Source organism: Nostoc sp. FACHB-190, assembly GCF_014696905.1.
Classification (GTDB): Bacteria; Cyanobacteriota; Cyanobacteriia; order Cyanobacteriales; family Nostocaceae; genus Nostoc_B.
This window is the reverse complement of the sequence record NZ_JACJQW010000003.1, coordinates 1-17095: the sequence shown is the minus strand read 5'-3', so window position 1 is coordinate 17095 and position 17095 is coordinate 1. Positions and strand designations below refer to the sequence as shown.

Here is a 17095-nt window from a genome sequence, read left to right as displayed (position 1 = left end):
CCCGTCTTGGCGGTTCCCGTCGATGGGGGAGGCAGAAGGATGAAATTCTACACTTCATCTTCAGACGTTAATTCTTTGCTTTATTTAATTTAACAGCTTACTTGGCTGGATGTTGCCGTTTAATGAATGAATAAAGTTCAGCAAATAATAGGTTGTATAATCTATTGCAATCCTAAGTGGGGAAAAACTCTCTCCCTTGTCTCTATTTTTCATTGTCAACTATCCGTTTCTCCTCTCCATTACTAAAACTCAGCCATGTCAAGCACCGCTATTGAAACCATCATTGCAGACTACTTTAGCAACATTACCGCCATGAATCCAGAAGGCTGGATCGAGAACTTTGCTGAAGATGCAGTGAGTCATGACCCAGTTGGTGAACCCCCAGTCAAGATTCGGGAAGATTATCACCGATTTATCGGGCAATTGCAAGCTGTATTTGAGAAACTAGCCGCAACAACTGAACATATTTTTGTCGCTGCTAATGAAGCAGCCGTCAAGTGGACAATGCAAGGAGTAAGTAAAACTGGTAAATCAGTCAGCTTTGAAGGAATCACAATTTTTGAGATTAACCAAGACGGCAAAATTCAAACAACCCGCGCCTATTGGAACCCCAAACAATTGGTAGCACAGTTGCGGTAGGAAATGAGGCTGTAGTTAGATCGGCACAATGTTTTTATCTGTGCTGGGTAATGCACTCACCCAAATTTTATTTAACATTTTTGGTGAGACTACAAACGCCTCTGTGGGAATTGCTTTGGGTTCTGTATTGATTTTTATTTTTTCGGTGTGGTTTTTGGCTAAGTCATTGGCTAAAATGCGATCGCCTGAAGTTGATTTAGGCAAATTACCACCCAAAAAGCACAAAGGACTCTTGTTATTAGTCAGCCGAGATGAACCTTGTCGCAAGGCCTTAGAATATCATCTGCCACAATTAGAATGTTGCTGGTTGATTTGTTCTACCCAGTCAATTGATATTGCCAAAAAATTAAAACAAGACTTTTCTAAATTAACAATTGCTGAACCAATCGTAGTTAACGATATCTACGACCCTCTAGAGTTTTATCACGTTGTGCGAAAGATTTATAAAAGCCTGCCCTCTGGATGGACAATAGAAGATGCGATCGCAGATTTTACAGGGATGACTGCCCAAGCTAGTGTAGGTATGGTACTTGCTTCGTTGTCTGTGCAAAGTCCCTTACAATACACCCCAGCCGAATTACAAGATGGACAAGTAACAGGACGTTCTTTCAACCCCATTGGAATTACTCTCAAGCAGCAGTTTCGCAAATAGATTAGCTAAATTTTTGTATAATTACTGTTATATCTAGTAGTCTGCCAAGATAACTTTGCGTGGTGGCTGGCAGAGGGGCAGAGGGGCAGAGGAGAGAGAAGAGGCTTCGGGGCAGAGGGGCTTCGGGGCAGAGGGGAGAGTACCTTCATTCTCCCCTGCTCCCCTGCTCCCTTGCTCCCTTACAGGGTCTACACAGCAATATTGGGTTGGTGGACTACTAGGTTTGAGGCGTTTTCACAGAGTTTTTTATTGTTCATCGACGCATCTCGCCAAATCGCTGAAACCCTATATTTTTCGTTGAGGTGTGTCGATTGCTTACAGGGCAAGGGTTTGAGCTATGTGTTTTGGTCAATTTTCACTGATGATTTATAATAATTTCAGAGATGCGTCGATTTGGCGGCTGAAACCCTTACTGGGTAAAGGCTCCTAGACGAACTCCCTACCGATTGGGTCAAATCGGAATAGTTGGAAACGAATGTTCCGCCTTTTTTTAGGATTATTGTAGCAGATACCCTACCGATTGGGTCAAATCGGAATAGTTGGAAACCACATAAAGTGGAAGAAAAACAAATGCTACGATGGACCCTACCGATTGGGTCAAATCGGAATAGTTGGAAACATTGTGACCTTGAAGCCGTCGGCCGTAACGCCGAACACCCTACCGATTGGGTCAAATCGGAATAGTTGGAAACGCTGCATTATTAACCCTGGGGGCAATAATTCCCCCTACCGATTGGGTCAAATCGGAATAGTTGGAAACTCTCCGTCATCACGAATGATGAGGCGTTTACGAGTCCCTACCGATTGGGTTAAATCGGAATATTTGGAAACCTGAATCCGCCACCGATTACCGCAATTTGGTTGTCCCTACCGATTGGGTTAAATCGGAATAGTTGGAAACACAAGGATGCAACTTATTACATTTTCTTTTATTATCCCTACCGATTGGGTTAAATTGGAATAGTTTGTAACTCAAAACTAGAAGCTTAAATTTTGTAGTTTTGATAACTAAAAAAGAGGTTAGATATATTAGTATCTAACCTCTTTTATTTCTCTATTTTGGCGTTTGGGATTTGATTAAAGATTACGCCTGATTTTTAGCGCCGGAATTTTTGGGGAAAACACTGTTTCCACAGGTATGCAATAGTAAAACTGTTGTTGAACGATCGCAATTATCTATGCACAGCTACCAAATCCGTTTAGAAGGCGAAGTTTTGCGGGTGGGATTTAATCGAGTTTTACCCGCGCAGGGCGATCGCATTGTGCGCGACGCTCTAGAATTATTAGAACAGATGATAGACTCTGGGCAAATTCCTGGGGGAAATCGCCTGTTAATTGACGGGCCGCAATCTGTACCTGTAGCTTATGTGATGGCGCATAAACTATCACATTTATATCAGGCGATCGCTGTTCTAGATCCCAAAATTGGCACACCAGGATACAAAACTTATATAGTCACCATTTCTCACGGTTCCACAGAATACAAAGTTGGTGATTTAATCGAAACTAAAGAACCCCAACCCGTGCGTTCAACTATCAAAGTGGTATTGTGCGGCCCGCAGAATTCTGGTAAATCATGTTTGCGAGATGGACTAAAAAAGACTATTTTAGGAAACTTAGGCGCACCTTATCCATATATAATTACAGCTTGTCCTGATGGCGAAGGTTCATGGCATCAAGAAGCTTATGAAAATGATGAAGAACTAGCTAAAACTACCAAATACATCAATAAAGCCGATTTTACCCCAGAATTTACCCAAAAAGCAGCTAATTGGGTTAAAAGTGCTAATCAGCTAATTAATATTATTGACGTTGGTGGTAAAATCACACCAGAAAATGAGCTAATTATGCAGCCAGCAACCCACGCAGTTATCTTATCAGGAAAAATAGACGAATTTGCTGAGTGGGAAGAATTTTGTCATAAACTAGGATTAAAAGTAATTGCCAAAATTCATAGCCAATTAGATGCAGCACAGGACGAAGTTTTTCTAGCTCATAATTGGCAATAAAATACAAATAAGCTGTTAGAAACAGCACCATTACTTACAGGTAGTGTGCATGGTTTAAAGCGGGGCGAAAATTTATCAACTCGTCCAATGGTAAAGATTTTAGCTGAGGTATTAATTCATTTGACGAAGTGTTAATTCATCTCCGGTTCTCTACCAGAAATTTCTAAAACCCGACGCAACCAATCTTGGGTTTGCATAGCCGCAGATTGCCTTTGTTCAGTATCAAACCAGATATCATCCCAATGGAATAGCCAACGAGTCAGAAGACGACCTAAATCAACTAACTCTGCGGCTCGGTTAATATCATCTGCCTTTACCATATCTGGTACAGTCCACTCAATAAAATATCTGCTTTCATTGACCAAAGCAAGTATCATATCTGGGGATGATGCTTGAGTCCATAAACATTGAATTTGTGACAAGTGTGCAGCAAGATGATGCAACCGGGTAGGAATATCATCTTGCATAAAAATTTGCTGTTGTGGTGTCACTTCAATCATAGATTTCCCAGGAACTCAATTATAATTTGCGCTCAAGTTGTTCTGGTGTAGCGAGTTCGTCTAAGACGTTGGTGCAGCCATCACCTAACAGCACAATCATTCAAATCAAACTTTTATACAGAGTTTAACAGTTTATAAATGTAACAACTAGTGCATTTGGAGTCATATCAGGCGGTAGTATAATACACAAAACAATTACTTCACAACAACTCAGGAAGTTATTGGGTGAAGATATTGTTATTACTCTCTTTGTCGGTGTTGCTGCTGTCATTTGGGTATCTATACAACAGATGCTCAAGCCTTAAATCAGATTGTCGTAAATTAAAAGATCCCCGACTTCTTAGAGAAGTCGGGGATCTGAAGGTCAATTATCTGCAATACAAGGGGTAGGTGGAAAGGGTGATTTCCACCCACCTGCTAGATTATGTGTTACTGAAACATTACTAATTACAATCATCATTAATGACAGATACAATCTATACAGCAATTACTTTTGCACCCGTTCAGGGGTTTATCGAAAAATCTCGAAAGTTACGAGATTTGTACGGTAGTTCTTTTATCTTGTCTTATCTAGCCAGTACCATTTGTAGTGAAGCCAGAGAAAAAGGATTTTGGGTAGTTTCTCCAGCTACTATCAATTTGACTCAAGGAACTCCCAACCAAATAATTATTAAAGGTGACTTTCCCAAAAAAGAGGTTGAAGAGATTTTCAACTCTGCTTGGGATGGAGTTATACAAGCTTGTCGCCAATGGATTGAAGATCATGTTCCTGGTGAATATCATTGGCGAAGAACATGGAATTTATGGTCAAGTTACGCTTGGGAATTTTTTTGGGGACAAGGTGAATCAATTACTAACGCGCGAGGTAATTTAGATCAAATCAAGCGTCGGCGCAATTGGACAGCGATTAACTGGACTGGTGAAAGTTCAACCTTATCTGGTGCAGATGCGATCGCAATTCCCAGTCTGGGTAGTAATCATCCTAAAACCTATAAATATGAAACTCAAAAAAATGAAATTAAAGCGTTTTACCAGCAGTTAAGTTATGCAGTTGGTCATGATTTTATTGAGCATATTAGAAATGAACTCAAGAAAAAGAATCCAGAAATAAATAGCAGGTTAGTTGAGAGATATGGTCAAGGATTTATTAAATTTATTGAAGAAATATTTCCTAAAATTAGTCAGCAAGAACGGGACGAACTCATTAGGGAATATGGTTCAGGTATTATTGACCCCGATGAGGAATTGAGTATTGCTGAACTGATTAAACGTCTGATTACTTTAGAGGCGATCGCGTCTCCTATAGGCATTCCTACACAAGAGATTCCTGAAACATATCGTGATTTAAATCGGCTGAATACAAAGAGAAAAAAAGACAAATTAGAACCTGACAATCGGTGGACTGGCTGGTTTCAAGGTGATGGGGATAAAGCCGGAGACTATCTCAAAAAATTATCAGATATAGAGACTAATAATTTTAGCCTTGCTATGATAACTTGGGGTGAAAACATATTAAAAAAAAGCTTGAATAATACAGGTCGTGGTAGAATAGTTTATGCAGGCGGTGATGATTTTTTAGGTGTTTTATATCGCACTCCTCCTGACAAAAGATTTCTCGGAAAATTAGTGACATACTTAAATGATAAAGCAGGAAAATCCGCACCAAAATTAGCAAAAGAAATAACTACTTTCCGACAAGAATTTGACAGTAGAGGTTTACATAAAGACGTAAAACTTTCTGTTGAACTTAGACATGAATTTGCTCAAATTATCAAAGATAATTATAAAAGCGATGGAATTTTAAAAGAAGCACTAGCAGACGCAGGTCTTAAGCATCAAGAAGCAGAAATATTGTTTAGAGAACCTGTACTTAAACCTCAAGAATGCCTTGATTGGTTTTATAACTTTAATTCCGCAAACGAGAACGCCTTATGGAAACAACATAAACAACCAATTGGCGTGAGTGTGGGATTTGTTTGGGCTGCGCCTGGTGTTCCGCAGCGAGAGGTATTACAAAATTGCAGAGATGTAGAGAAAATCGCCAAAAATCAAGGACGCGATCGCCTGGCTATTCGCATCTTGTTTAATGGAGGTAACTATATAGATTGGGTTTGTCCTTGGTGGTGTTTGCAAGAAGTATTGCAAGGATATTGCGATCGCCACAAAAAAACACACGAAAAAGCCAACTGGGGACATATCTACACAGATGTGGCAATATTAGAATCTCGTCACGCTTTTAAAAATCAAACAGAGATAGCCAAAGAACTATTTGGTATTTATTTTCCCAACCAAAAATATCTTTTAGAACAACACCTTTGGGATGTAGAAGAAAAAACAGGGATTCTTGGTAATAAAGAATCTGATTGCAAGGATGTTACTGAATCGCTAAATAACTGGGTTATTAATCTTGCAAAAATAGGATTTCAATTATGTCAGTAGTAGAAATAGCAAATAGCAATTCTAGCAGTAATTCAACAACAGAATCACTTTTTAAGTATTTGGTAGTAATTGAACCATTAGGTTTTGTATATGGCAGTGCTGGCAGATTCTTATCACCAGACAACTTAGTAGGACGTTCCGGGACAAGCTTTCCTCCTAGCACAGCCAGCTTATCTGGTTTATTTTCTGCTACCTATACCCAAGAGGAACCCGACGAAGCTAAACGCAAAGCCAAAATTGAACCTTTACATTTTGCTGGCCCTTTTTGGGCAAAAAGTGATTCTCCACAAAACTTTTATGTGCCGACACCTTTTAATTGTTTAGTTGAGAAAGGAGAAGTAGAAATTGCATATCAATTAAGATGGAATGGAGAGAAATGGCAGAATCAAAAAGGGGAATCACCATCGGGTAAATTTGAAAATGGCACTTGGTTAGCTATTCAAGACTGGGATGAAAAAAATTGGATAGGTAAAAAAGTCTGGATTAACAAAAAGAAGAATCGCCGCGTACCTTGGAAACCAGTTCCACAATTGCACCCCCAACTAAGAGAAGATGAACGGTGCGCCAAGATAGAAAAACTAGAAGACGGCAGCGAAAGAGGCAGTTTATTTTTAGAAAACGGAGTTCAACTAGACCCCGATTACTGCTTAGTTTATCTCTGCAATGACAAAGTTAATGATGGTTGGTATCGCTTTGGCGGTGAGGGACATATAGTAGATGTGCGATGTCTGCCATTGGATGAATCTATCAAAAATCTGCTCACACAGGATGTTGGCAAGAGTTTCGCCTTAATTACCCCAGCAATTTGGGGGTCAAATCGCCTATCAACTCGTTACCCTGCGGCGTGGGATAGCGAACTGTATTTAGACACCCTGTTGACTGAACGTCCCCACCCTTCCCGCTATCGACTCGGTGGTGAAGGCAAAACCAAACGCCTATCACGAGGACGCTATGCAATTCCGGCGGGAACCGTTTATGTCATGAAAACACCCCTCAAAGCTTGGCAAACATGGAACCTTGAATGGTTCCCCAAAGAAGGCCCTTCCTTCAAACGCTGGGGAAGCGGACTAGCCCTACCCTTTAACAGTTAGCAGTTAACAGTTATCAGAATAGTAGGTTGGGTGTAGCGATAGCATAACCCAACAGAGTATGCGTGAATGTTGGGTTCCGTTCCTCCACCCAACCTACACCTTCACTACAACTTCACCTTCAGCGTTATCAGTTAACAGTTATCAATATGGAGTCATATCAATGTACCAAAAAGCCTACGGCATTATCGAAACCTTAGCACCTCTGCACGTTGGTGCAAGTGCGGGAGAAGAAACCGGGAATTTGAACTTAATTTTCCGTGACCAATTTACCCAAACTGGGATTATTCCTGGTAGTTCAATTCGTGGTAGATTTCGGGCAGATATGCGATCGCACGAACAAGGTACAGAAAGAACATGGTATGGTCACGAAGCTGTATTAGGTGAAGAAAACACCACCACCGAAGCCTTAGTTAAGTTTGAATACGCCTCCTTAGTCTGGCTACCTGTTTTCTGTCCCGGACAACCGATTGTTTGGGTAACTTGTCCTTGGTTACTCAAACGTTACAAGCAAATTACTGGCATCAATGCAAATCTACCAGACCCTTACACAGCACCCAAAGCTTTGCAAGGTCGTCAAGTAGACACTAACCGTAAAGTTTTGTTTTTTAACTTAGGCTTTATCGAAATCCAGAAAGATGAAGACCTCTCAGATTGGATACCAACCGGATCTAACTTGAATCCAAACAACTTAGTTGTAGTTGATAACAATGATATTGCTATGCTGCACGACATGGCACTTTACCGCCAAAGCCGAGTCAAACTTGCCGACAACGAAAAGAAAGTAGAGGGCGGTGCATTCTTTAACGTCGAAGCATTACCAGAAGGAAGTATCTTAATTTTCCCAATTGCCTTGAAACAAAAAGGTTGGCAACCCTTTGGAAATGATGCGTCTGATGAACTTTATTTTGGTGGACTAGAGTCAATTGGCTTTGGTCGTTGTCAAGTTACTTTAGGGGGAGCATATAAATAATGACTGAGACATCTGACAAACAAGAAAAAAACGGTTGGAAATCTTACGGACTAGACCGAATAGCACAACAATTGGTAATAAATGCTAAAAAGCGAGATGAAAAGTCTCTCAACCAATCTTACAAAATGCGGATGTCTGTTGCTTACGGGTTGGAACGTTTTTGGGGAGAACATCTGCGTTTAAAAGCTAAAGAACCGGAGAAAGCTGAATATTGGAAAGCAACCTGGAATGCTTTAGCTGAAATTATGGCAAAGGCGGGAGTCACAATTCCTAACGATCCTGTCAACCTCAATAATGTTGAGCAGATTCAAAAAATGTCGGATAAACTCTGGCAATTGGATATCAATGACCAACGGGTAGCGTTAGCAGTGCTGACGCAACTATGTGACTGTATTGTTTGGTGGACGCAACGTTATAAAGGGGAAAAATCATGACTGTCATTCCCGACCCCGCGAAAAAAGTGCCGATGATGTTTCGGGCGCAGATTAATGGACGTTGCCAAATCCAAAGGCTGATTCCTGGTGCGGAAGAACAAGACGCTACACGTTGGGCTGATGAATGGGTAGACAAAGCTTATCCCAACCTTCCCGAACCTGGGACTGAAGTTCAAACTCGGACTTACACTTTAACTTGGCGATTTATTACCAATAGCGGTCAAGATGAGGGTGTAATTCGCCCGGTGATTGGCGCGAGGGGCTGGCCGTTTTATCCCGGTAGCAGTATGAAGGGGATTTTTCGTCGCGCTTGCACCAAGGAACAAGCAGCATTGTATTGCGGCACAATTTCGGCTGATGGAGAATTGCAACCAGGAATTTTACGTTTTCATGGTGGTTATCCTACTGATACCGCCTGGACGGAAAATTTAGTAGACATTGTGCATCCGCAGCAGAATTGGCAAGTTAAGAATGGCAATAAAGAATCAGGGGCGTTTATTCAGATTTCTTTGTATAAACCAGAACTGCAATTTGGCATTTCTAGTAACGCTAAAAATGTAGATTGGCAGACAGTCTGGGAAATATGGGAAAAGGCACTTTCTACAGGGATTGGTTGTCGTGTCTGTGCTGGCTACGGACAACCAGAACAACACAAGGGCAATATTCTTTACCAAGGACGCATTAAAGGCCAGGGACAAGCAGCGAAGTTAATTGATGGTACAGGGGAGTTTCGCGCTAATATTTTTCGGGCTGGTTTGCGGGGTCATGCTTTGCGAATTTTTGGCGGCTTGACGAATGCAGACATAACAGAGCAAATTGTCAATCAGCTGTTTGGTAGTGTCCAAGGTAAGGGAAATATCGGGCTTTTGGGCATGAGTTTTCGAGATTCTCACTTAGAGATAGACAGCTTTGGTAGAGGTTCTTACGCTCAACCTACTTATAATGTTGAGGGTGAATTAGTTTGGTTACTGGCTAGTCAACTGGCTGATTCTCAACAAGAAGAAGCTTTGAAAAAATTAGTAGCGGATTTAACGCGGTTCGCTGTTGTGTTAGGTGGTTTTGGCAAATCTTGGCGACGGGCAGATCATCGCCTATTTTATGAAGAATACTACGAAGAGGGATACAAACCGCTAATTGGTTGTCACTGGCAATGGTTGGGAGAGCGATCGCTTGTTCGAGATGTGCAAGTGCGTAAACTAGAGCAGGTGGGCGAATTTATCGATAAAGTGCGGCAAACTGCCCAAGATTGGATGCAGTTGCAAGGCATTACCCCCAACCCCAAACAGCCAACTACTTGGCGCGAAGCATGGCATCCCCAAAACGTGCAAGTCTGGGGACGACAAGCCAACGACCGAGAAGACAGTGAAGCCATTTTTTGGCTGCATGGCCCTTACCAAGAAGCAATTTCGAGAACGCAGCCAGAAGGTTCAATTTACCGTTCGTCAATTACCGGGCAGATGGGACAAATCGGTAGACTTTGGCATCGAATGTACCCGCTTGTTCGGTTAGTCAAAGATCCCAAAAATCCTAATAAACCACTGCCCAAAACCACCGCCGGCTATTTAGAACTGCTGACACTGTTTCCCGATGATTCTCCTGAATCAAAACAGTTTGTCAAGTTTCTAAATTCCCAGCAAAATCAAGCCAAAGGTTTTCAGAAACTCTGGCCGCGATCGCCTTCATAAATTCCTTGGAATTTCAGCTTTCCACCGCTATGTCATACTCCAATTGTCATCATAAATTTGGAGGATATATGGTGAAGAAAGTCACTAAAGGCAACATGATTTTATCAGCAGCAGAGGAGGGGATTTTAAACTTTCATCCCTCCTTATTTAAAATAGTCGCTGATAATTTTTTCTGGAACTTGCTGCTCATTCTGCTGATTTGGACAATTCTACCCCTGCCTTATTTTTATTGGCAATATCTTCAAGTTCGTTCCACAGGTTATATCTTAACTAATCAACGACTCATTACTAAAAATGGTGTGTTTTTAAAAGAGGTGAATTTTCTAGAACTTTATCGAGTGCTGGATATTAAAGTAGAAAGAAATTTACTATACCAGTTGTACGATTTAGTAAGAACTTGGTGCGGTAAAAGACCACTGTTGTTAGGAGATATTCACATTTTTTCTAGTGATTATTCTCATGCTAAACTTTTCCTTTTAGCTATTCCTAACGCTTTGGGCGTGGCTGAGAAAATTAGAAAAGCCTTCAATGATGATAAAGATATTAAACGGGTGCTACGGCGAGATTAATTTTGGTTAATGGTCAATAGTTTGAATCGAGGTATGAATTTAAATGTAGAGACGTTTCATGAAACATCTCTACAAGGGTTTTGAATTAAATCTTACTCCCCTTCCCTGTCTGCGACACGCTGCGCGAACGTAGGGAAGGGGCTGAGGGTTAGGTTTAAGAGCAAGATTTACATCAATAAGTAGGTAGACACAATTATTTAGAAGACGCATTTCGACTTCTCCCCAAGGGAGACGCTACGCGAACGCTCAATGCTCAATCCTTGAGAAGACGAGGGTTGAGCGCAGTCGAAACCCGGTAAATTTAAGTTAGGTTTAATTTAGTCCTTCTACTTATTATGAGTGAGAAATAAACAATGGAAATCGATACATCTTTTGGTTTTGATTACAGCCGTGAATCTAGCACCGAAGAAAGCTTACAACGCATTGAAGAACAATGCGACAGAGAAACCGAAGAATTTCTTTGAGGTGCTTATACATTTGAAAAAGTAGATTGTCCTGAACCTGAAGTAGATAATGAAGAATTAGATACAGATGATGATGATAATTTTGATGACGATGATGAATAATTTTGACAAAATTTTGTTAGAGAAATTATGTGGGCGATCGCACCCTAATATTTCACTCTAATCTCGTACCCCATACCCTTTCACCCCTTCATCCAGTCTCCACAGACAAACTGTGTGCGTAAGTCCTGTTTCAGTCTAACTCTACCTTTCCAGTTATTATGCGTCGCGTTATTATTTCCACTATTGGCACTAGTTTACTCACCAATCAAATTAATCGAGCTAATCCAATCGAAAAAGATTGGTATACACAGTTGCGAGATACAGCAAATTTAACTGAAGATAAAACACCAGCAGATGTCAAAGAAATTATTACAACTCTCAAACAAAGAGCCGATGAACAACTTGCAGGCGCTAAAACTGCTCAGATACGTCGTGCTAGTGCAGAATTAAATGGCATTTATGGCATTTATCAAGAGAATTTAACTCAAGGGAAAGAAGACATTCATTTTCTGATTGCAACTGATACAATTCAGGGAATAACCACTGCTAAAATTGTGGCAGAATTTCTCAGAAAGCAAGGACTAAACAATACTAGTATTTACTCTCCACCTGGGCTATCAACTGCTAGTACCGAAGCTTTTTCTTGGGGAATTGACTCACTAATTGTGTGGTTACAAGATAATATTCCACCACTCAAAGCAGATAAATACAAAATTTATTTTAATTTAGTGGGTAGTTTCAAGAGTTTACAGGGATATCTCAATACAATTGGGATGTTTTATGCCGATGAAATTATTTATATATTTGAAGGTGAAAAATCTGATTTAATCACTATCCCGCGTTTACCTATTACTGTAGATATTGCAGCAATTAAACCATATACACAACAATTAGTCTTATTAGATACTGGAGTTGGGCTGGCTGTAGCTGAAACGCTGGGAATCTCTGAAGCGATGCTGGCAGAAATTGATGGTAAAATCACACTCTCAACTTGGGGACAGCTAATTTGGAATCAGTGTAAAAATGACTTGCTATCGGCAGATTTACTTCTATTCCCTAGATTAGATTATCAAGACTCATTTGAGGCTGATTATAAAAAGGTAAAAGAGCAAGAAGCAAGAGTCAAGTTACAAGAAACTCTCGCTAAAGTTGCTTGTCTCTTACAAGAGTCAAATGGTGATACTAGCATCCTTAAACAACATGGTGGATTGCAGTATGATAAGTATACCAATATGGGAAATATTGACCATTTTCGTGTGACTCAAGGTATTCGAGTTAGTTGCCGTTCTGAGCAAGGTAAGTTAATACTATATCGGTATGGTAAAGAAGAAGAAGTGAATAAAAATCCTTTTTAAGGAATAGAAAGACTAACAGGTTTTATCCTAACTTTACCCCTCCCCTTGTAAAGGCTACGGTGTACACACAAATAAATGTTCGTTGAGTGCATCTGTCCCGCCTCGGAATCAATTCCGAGTCTCATAGCGCAAGTCATCTGAAGATGACTCAACCAAAAATGTCTTCCAGTCCACTTGAGTGGACTTTCGCTATCAGCCTGGAACTTTAGTTCTAGGCGGGATGGGTTTCATAGTGCCTATTTTCGACTTGTGTATACACCGTAGCCTTTCCACGGGAGGATGAAGGGGGGTAATTGGCTTTTATATGCGTCTTCATATTAAATTACGTGGTGTGCAACTTTCTCTCAAACCTAACCCCCAACCCCTTCCCTACGTTCGCGCAGCGTGTCGCAGACAGGGAAGGGGGGCAAGATTCAAAGCCTCTCTCCTTGCAGGGGAGAGGTTTGGAGAGGGGTTTCAAGAATAAGTTGCACATCGCGTTAAATTGGTATAAATAATTTTTTTTCCTTAAATGATAATAATTTTATTGACATAGTATTAATAGTGATACTATGATTAGGTTAAGTAAAATCCAAATTGTCTTTGTAATATGTCATTTTTGTAAGTAATTTTACTTATTTGGCATAAATTTGGTATGATATATGCCAAAAATTGAAAAACTTCTTGCTCATACCATTTTGGATTTTAGATTTTGGATTTTGGATTGGGAAATTGCTTACTGGTGAGCTTTTCAGTAACCCATTTGTCGCAATCATTTTTCAAATTGGTATCAGATTAAAAACAACCCTAAAGATGTAAACTTTAGCGATTTAGTTAAAATCTGCAATCATTATTTTAGGAATCCAAGGCAAGAAGGAAGTCACTGTATTTACAAAACTCCTTGGACTGGAGATCCGCGCGTCAACATTCAAGAGAAGAATGGAAAAGCTAAGGTTTACCAAGTTAGGCAAGTTTTGGAGGCGATAAGCAAATTGGAGGCGGCTAATAAGATTGAGGACATAGAAAATGAAGAACTATGACCACTACACTTATAGAGTTACTTGGTCGTCTGAAGATCAAGAATACGTGGGTTTGTGCGCCGAATTTCCTAGCTTATCTTATCTTGATGAGGATAAAATAGCTGCATTTCAAGGTATTGAATCTTTAGTTAAAGCAGTAGTAGCTGATATGGAAGCTAACGGCGAGTCTATTCCCGAACCCATTGCAGAAAAAGACTATAGCGGCAAATTTCAAGTTCGTATTCCGCCAGAACTTCATCGTAAGCTTGCTATTGAAGCTGCTGAGGAAAAAATTAGCTTGAATCGCTATGTAAATTTAAAGCTTGCTTCTTAATTGTTCTTTCGTATTTCTTAGTAATAAACACTGTCAAACCTTCTAAAAATTTAGGTCGGACAGTGTTTATTTTTTTTATAAGTGTTTTTAGCCATAGCATTCTTATCGTTCGTAAACTAAAAGATCCCCGACTTCTTTAAGAAGTCGGGGATCTGAACCACTCGATGAAGCATTTCCAACTATTCCGATTTGACCCAATCGGTAGGGTGAGATTCTTCAGGATGACGGCACCTATGGCAACTCGTTTCCAACTATTCCGATTTAACTCAATCGGTAGGGTTCGAGAATCTCGGAGCTTGAACCGTACGAAGTGCTGTTTCCAATAATTCCGATTTAACCCAATCGGTAGGGTTGATATTAAGGACATTTCCGAATGTCGCAATGGCAAGTTTCCAATAATTCCGATTTAACCCAATCGGTAGGGCCAACGCCAACCCCGCAGGTGCGGATCTTGGGTTTCCAATAATTCCGATTTAACCCAATCGGTAGGGAGTTCGTCTAGGAGCCTTTACCCAGTAAGGGTTTCAGCCGCCAAATCGACGCACCTCTGAAATTATTATAAATCCTCAGCGAAAATTGACCAAAACACATAGCTCAAACCCTTACCCTGTAAGCAATCGACGCACCTCAACGAAAAATATAGGGTTTCGGCGATTTGGCGAGGTGTGTCGATGAAGTTGTGAAAATGCCTGCTGATTTCTTCAAGTGTATATGGTGCAATAGTTTGACTCAATTTAGACATTTTCCACAGCAATCTTTACAAAATTTGAGTCACTTCTGTGGAAACATCCGTTTCCGAAGGGCTGTTAAGTTAAAATGGCAGCTTTAAAAAAGTATTATATGCCTGACTTGCAACATTTTCCTTTATTTCCTAACTTTCGACTTTTACAAAATCTAGTCGATGGTGCGCTTAACCAAAGCCAAAATTTAATTACTGCGATGCGGCGATCGCAATTAATTAACTGGTTTTATGAAGATGGCGAACGAAGCCTGCAAATACAATCAGAAGAAGGTCTAACATTTAGTGAGTGGTGTCAAACGTTTTTTCAGTTGCAACCACCCCAGGAATCTCATCATCCTCAAGGTAGGTCACTAGAAAAAGTTGATGATATTCTCAAATCTCATAACCCTCTATGTCTTTGTTATAAAACAACAAAAGATTGGCTAACATTATATGGTTTTTCTGTCACGCAGTTACAAGAAGATTTAGAAAATAATATTCATGTTTCCCCAAAAGTTTGGGAGCAGGTATTCCAAGAAAGATTATTTGCCAAAACTCGGAAAACTCTGCAAAATGATATTAACTTTTTAAAAGATAAAGGTTGTCTTGATTTTGAATATTCTTTGTCTAAAAGACAAAATGTTATTCGGCAAGTTGAGCAGTTGCCTGAGTGGGTCATCAGTAAAAACTCAGCACAATCCAAAAATCAAGATGCTAATAATATCAATTTAAATCCTACTGAATTAGCTGATTTAGCCCAGGGTTTAGATATGATTGCTTTTCTCGACCCAAAATTATCTCCTATTGCTGATAAACTTTCTTTGGAAGTTACTGGAAATCGGCGCGTTTTCTTACACGTTGATTATGTTGTGCCTGAAGATATTCAATTTGACGCAGATAATTTACAAGAGAAACTTCAAGATAATTGGCGTTCGGGTGACATTAAACCAATTTTATTTAATTACAACAGTGCGCGTTTAGGCACAAGAGAATGTCTAGTATATCCTGTTTGTGTTTACTACGTTCAGCGTGCCAAGTATCTTTGTGCTTATGGCATAAATCCAGATGGTAATGTGACATGGTATAACTATCGGCTGGAACGCATTAAATCAGAAGATTTTTTAGAATGGTCAGATGCTCGTGTTCCACAGTTTTTATTAGATAAATATCATCACAATACACTACCCAAACCCGCAGAAGTTCAAGAGGCAATTAAACAAGTTTGGGGTTTTGATTTTTATCAGCCATCAGGTTTAATGTTACTGCGCTTTAACCGCGATTTTCATGATTCATATATCAAAGATACCTTTCGTCATGAAACATTCAATTTGGTTAAATCAAACAAGCAAATAATTGAGTTAGTTAAAAAATCAGCAAGTAATTCAGCACAAGAAAAATACTTGTTAGAAGTTCTACAGCGATATCCTCAAGATGCTTACTATACCGCCAAATATCGCGTCAATGATAACAATGTGATTATGCGTTTACGGGCTTGGGGCGCAAATGTAGAGGTGTTACTACCAATAGCATTACGCGATCGCATCATCCAAGATATTCAAGCAACCGCCAAACTTTATCACAATTAATAACCACAATATCTGCAATAAAACAATGAGTCATAATACTTATCAACAACCCAAATTAACTTCACGTTTTGAGTCAGCTTTAGTTTATGCCAGTCGTCTTCATGCAACGCAACTCCGCAAAGGTAGCAACACACCTTATATTAGTCACCTCTTGAGTGTGGCGGCATTAGTATTAGAAGATGGTGGTGATGAGGATGAAGCGATCGCAGCTTTATTACATGATGCCATAGAAGACCAAGGCGGTGAAAAAACTCGCGCCGAAATTCGGCAATTATTTGGTGACAGAGTAGTTAATATTGTCAATGGATGTACTGATGCTGAGGTTATGCCCAAACCACCTTGGCAACAACGCAAGCAAGCATATATCGAAAAAATGCGCTCTGCTTCCCCAGAAGTCAGGCGAGTTTCCCAAGCTGATAAATTGCATAATATCCGTTCAACAATAGCCGATTGGTATAGCAATCCTAAATCAGTTATGAGAAAACACCATAGGTATGGAGTTTGGGAAAGTCAAAAATTTGACCGTGAATTGCTAGTTCAAATAACGCTTTCACCACAGTAAAAGAATGACAGAAAAAATAAAACTCTCTGATGAATCGTTTGGCGT

13 protein-coding genes, 2 pseudogenes and 2 CRISPR repeat arrays are annotated in these 17095 nt (G+C 40.0%); of the genes and pseudogenes, 13 read left to right on the top strand and 2 right to left on the bottom strand.

What is annotated here, in order from left to right:
• Positions 1-255 precede the first annotated feature (255 nt).
• The 3 genes from H6G28_RS04845 to H6G28_RS04835 all read left to right on the top strand — a co-directional run bounded on the left by H6G28_RS04845 (position 256) and on the right by H6G28_RS04835 (position 3300).
• The gene (locus H6G28_RS04845) at positions 256-639 is read left to right on the top strand and encodes a nuclear transport factor 2 family protein (protein WP_190593446.1); all 384 of its coding nucleotides are present in this window, start codon (positions 256-258) and stop codon (positions 637-639) included.
• A gap of 28 nt (positions 640-667) precedes the next feature.
• Positions 668-1291 carry a CRISPR-associated protein gene (locus H6G28_RS04840; RefSeq protein WP_190669326.1) on the top strand — a complete coding sequence of 208 codons (624 nt, stop codon included), beginning with the start codon at positions 668-670 and terminating at the stop codon, positions 1289-1291.
• Between the two features lie 437 nt (positions 1292-1728).
• A CRISPR array of direct repeats spans positions 1729-2263; the repeat unit is 36 nt; unit sequence CCCTACCGATTGGGTCAAATCGGAATAGTTGGAAAC.
• Positions 2264-2469: 206 nt separating this feature from the next.
• Positions 2470-3300: a CRISPR-associated protein Csx3 gene (locus H6G28_RS04835; protein WP_313949890.1), complete on the top strand. Its 831-nt coding sequence runs from the start codon at positions 2470-2472 to the stop codon at positions 3298-3300.
• 131 nt (positions 3301-3431) lie between these two features.
• Here H6G28_RS04835 and H6G28_RS04830 read toward each other — a convergent pair whose 3' ends face one another.
• Positions 3432-3800: a hypothetical protein gene (locus H6G28_RS04830; protein WP_190669324.1), complete on the bottom strand. Its 369-nt coding sequence runs from the start codon at positions 3798-3800 to the stop codon at positions 3432-3434.
• Positions 3801-4262: 462 nt separating this feature from the next.
• Between H6G28_RS04830 and H6G28_RS36420 the strand changes: the two genes are divergently transcribed.
• From H6G28_RS36420 to H6G28_RS04775, 10 genes and pseudogenes are all read left to right on the top strand, one after another.
• Positions 4263-6239, top strand: coding sequence for a type III-B CRISPR-associated protein Cas10/Cmr2 (locus H6G28_RS36420; RefSeq protein WP_199332782.1), 1977 nt, complete (start codon positions 4263-4265; stop codon positions 6237-6239).
• Positions 6230-7330, top strand: a complete 1101-nt coding sequence (locus H6G28_RS04820; RefSeq protein ID WP_190669322.1) for a type III-B CRISPR module-associated Cmr3 family protein — start codon at positions 6230-6232, stop codon at positions 7328-7330. The genes H6G28_RS36420 and H6G28_RS04820 overlap by 10 nt, the downstream gene beginning before the upstream one ends.
• Positions 7331-7490: 160 nt before the next feature.
• Positions 7491-8300 carry an RAMP superfamily CRISPR-associated protein gene (locus H6G28_RS04815; protein ID WP_190669734.1) on the top strand — a complete coding sequence of 270 codons (810 nt, stop codon included), beginning with the start codon at positions 7491-7493 and terminating at the stop codon, positions 8298-8300.
• Positions 8300-8734 carry a hypothetical protein gene (locus H6G28_RS04810; protein WP_190593457.1) on the top strand — a complete coding sequence of 145 codons (435 nt, stop codon included), beginning with the start codon at positions 8300-8302 and terminating at the stop codon, positions 8732-8734. Before H6G28_RS04815 ends, H6G28_RS04810 begins: the two co-directional genes overlap by 1 nt.
• Complete coding sequence (locus tag H6G28_RS04805; protein ID WP_190669320.1) at positions 8731-10419, top strand: RAMP superfamily protein; 1689 nt, start codon at positions 8731-8733, stop codon at positions 10417-10419. Before H6G28_RS04810 ends, H6G28_RS04805 begins: the two co-directional genes overlap by 4 nt.
• A 68-nt stretch (positions 10420-10487) precedes the next feature.
• Positions 10488-10988, top strand: a complete 501-nt coding sequence (locus H6G28_RS04800) for a PH domain-containing protein (RefSeq protein WP_190669318.1) — start codon at positions 10488-10490, stop codon at positions 10986-10988.
• A 724-nt stretch (positions 10989-11712) separates the two neighbouring features.
• Positions 11713-12849, top strand: coding sequence for a CRISPR-associated protein (locus H6G28_RS04790; protein WP_190669316.1), 1137 nt, complete (start codon positions 11713-11715; stop codon positions 12847-12849).
• A 1005-nt stretch (positions 12850-13854) separates the two neighbouring features.
• Complete coding sequence (locus tag H6G28_RS04785) at positions 13855-14181, top strand: type II toxin-antitoxin system HicB family antitoxin (protein WP_190669314.1); 327 nt, start codon at positions 13855-13857, stop codon at positions 14179-14181.
• A 171-nt stretch (positions 14182-14352) separates the two neighbouring features.
• A CRISPR array of direct repeats spans positions 14353-14672; the repeat unit is 36 nt; unit sequence GTTTCCAATAATTCCGATTTAACCCAATCGGTAGGG.
• Positions 14673-14997: 325 nt separating this feature from the next.
• Complete coding sequence (locus H6G28_RS04780; RefSeq protein WP_242054450.1) at positions 14998-16488, top strand: TIGR03985 family CRISPR-associated protein; 1491 nt, start codon at positions 14998-15000, stop codon at positions 16486-16488.
• Positions 16489-16513: 25 nt separating this feature from the next.
• Positions 16514-16942: pseudogene (locus H6G28_RS04775) on the top strand (HD domain-containing protein); the annotation flags it as partial.
• A gap of 19 nt (positions 16943-16961) precedes the next feature.
• Here H6G28_RS04775 and H6G28_RS36710 read toward each other — a convergent pair.
• A pseudogene (locus H6G28_RS36710) lies at positions 16962-17095 on the bottom strand (IS630 family transposase); the annotation flags it as partial.

What these genes read in the sequence shown, in the direction of transcription:
- H6G28_RS04780 (WP_242054450.1), top strand. Translation starts at nt 14,998, where the DNA reads ATGGCAGCTTTAAAAAAGTATTATATGCCTGACTTGCAACATTTTCCT.
- H6G28_RS04785 (WP_190669314.1), top strand. Translation starts at nt 13,855, where the DNA reads ATGAAGAACTATGACCACTACACTTATAGAGTTACTTGGTCGTCTGAA.
- H6G28_RS04800 (WP_190669318.1), top strand. Translation starts at nt 10,488, where the DNA reads ATGGTGAAGAAAGTCACTAAAGGCAACATGATTTTATCAGCAGCAGAG.
- H6G28_RS04790 (WP_190669316.1), top strand. Translation starts at nt 11,713, where the DNA reads ATGCGTCGCGTTATTATTTCCACTATTGGCACTAGTTTACTCACCAAT.
- H6G28_RS04830 (WP_190669324.1), bottom strand. Translation starts at nt 3,800, where the DNA reads ATGATTGAAGTGACACCACAACAGCAAATTTTTATGCAAGATGATATT.
- H6G28_RS04810 (WP_190593457.1), top strand. Translation starts at nt 8,300, where the DNA reads ATGACTGAGACATCTGACAAACAAGAAAAAAACGGTTGGAAATCTTAC.
- H6G28_RS04815 (WP_190669734.1), top strand. Translation starts at nt 7,491, where the DNA reads ATGTACCAAAAAGCCTACGGCATTATCGAAACCTTAGCACCTCTGCAC.
- H6G28_RS04840 (WP_190669326.1), top strand. Translation starts at nt 668, where the DNA reads ATGTTTTTATCTGTGCTGGGTAATGCACTCACCCAAATTTTATTTAAC.
- H6G28_RS04805 (WP_190669320.1), top strand. Translation starts at nt 8,731, where the DNA reads ATGACTGTCATTCCCGACCCCGCGAAAAAAGTGCCGATGATGTTTCGG.
- H6G28_RS04820 (WP_190669322.1), top strand. Translation starts at nt 6,230, where the DNA reads ATGTCAGTAGTAGAAATAGCAAATAGCAATTCTAGCAGTAATTCAACA.
- H6G28_RS04835 (WP_313949890.1), top strand. Translation starts at nt 2,470, where the DNA reads ATGCACAGCTACCAAATCCGTTTAGAAGGCGAAGTTTTGCGGGTGGGA.
- H6G28_RS36420 (WP_199332782.1), top strand. Translation starts at nt 4,263, where the DNA reads ATGACAGATACAATCTATACAGCAATTACTTTTGCACCCGTTCAGGGG.
- H6G28_RS04845 (WP_190593446.1), top strand. Translation starts at nt 256, where the DNA reads ATGTCAAGCACCGCTATTGAAACCATCATTGCAGACTACTTTAGCAAC.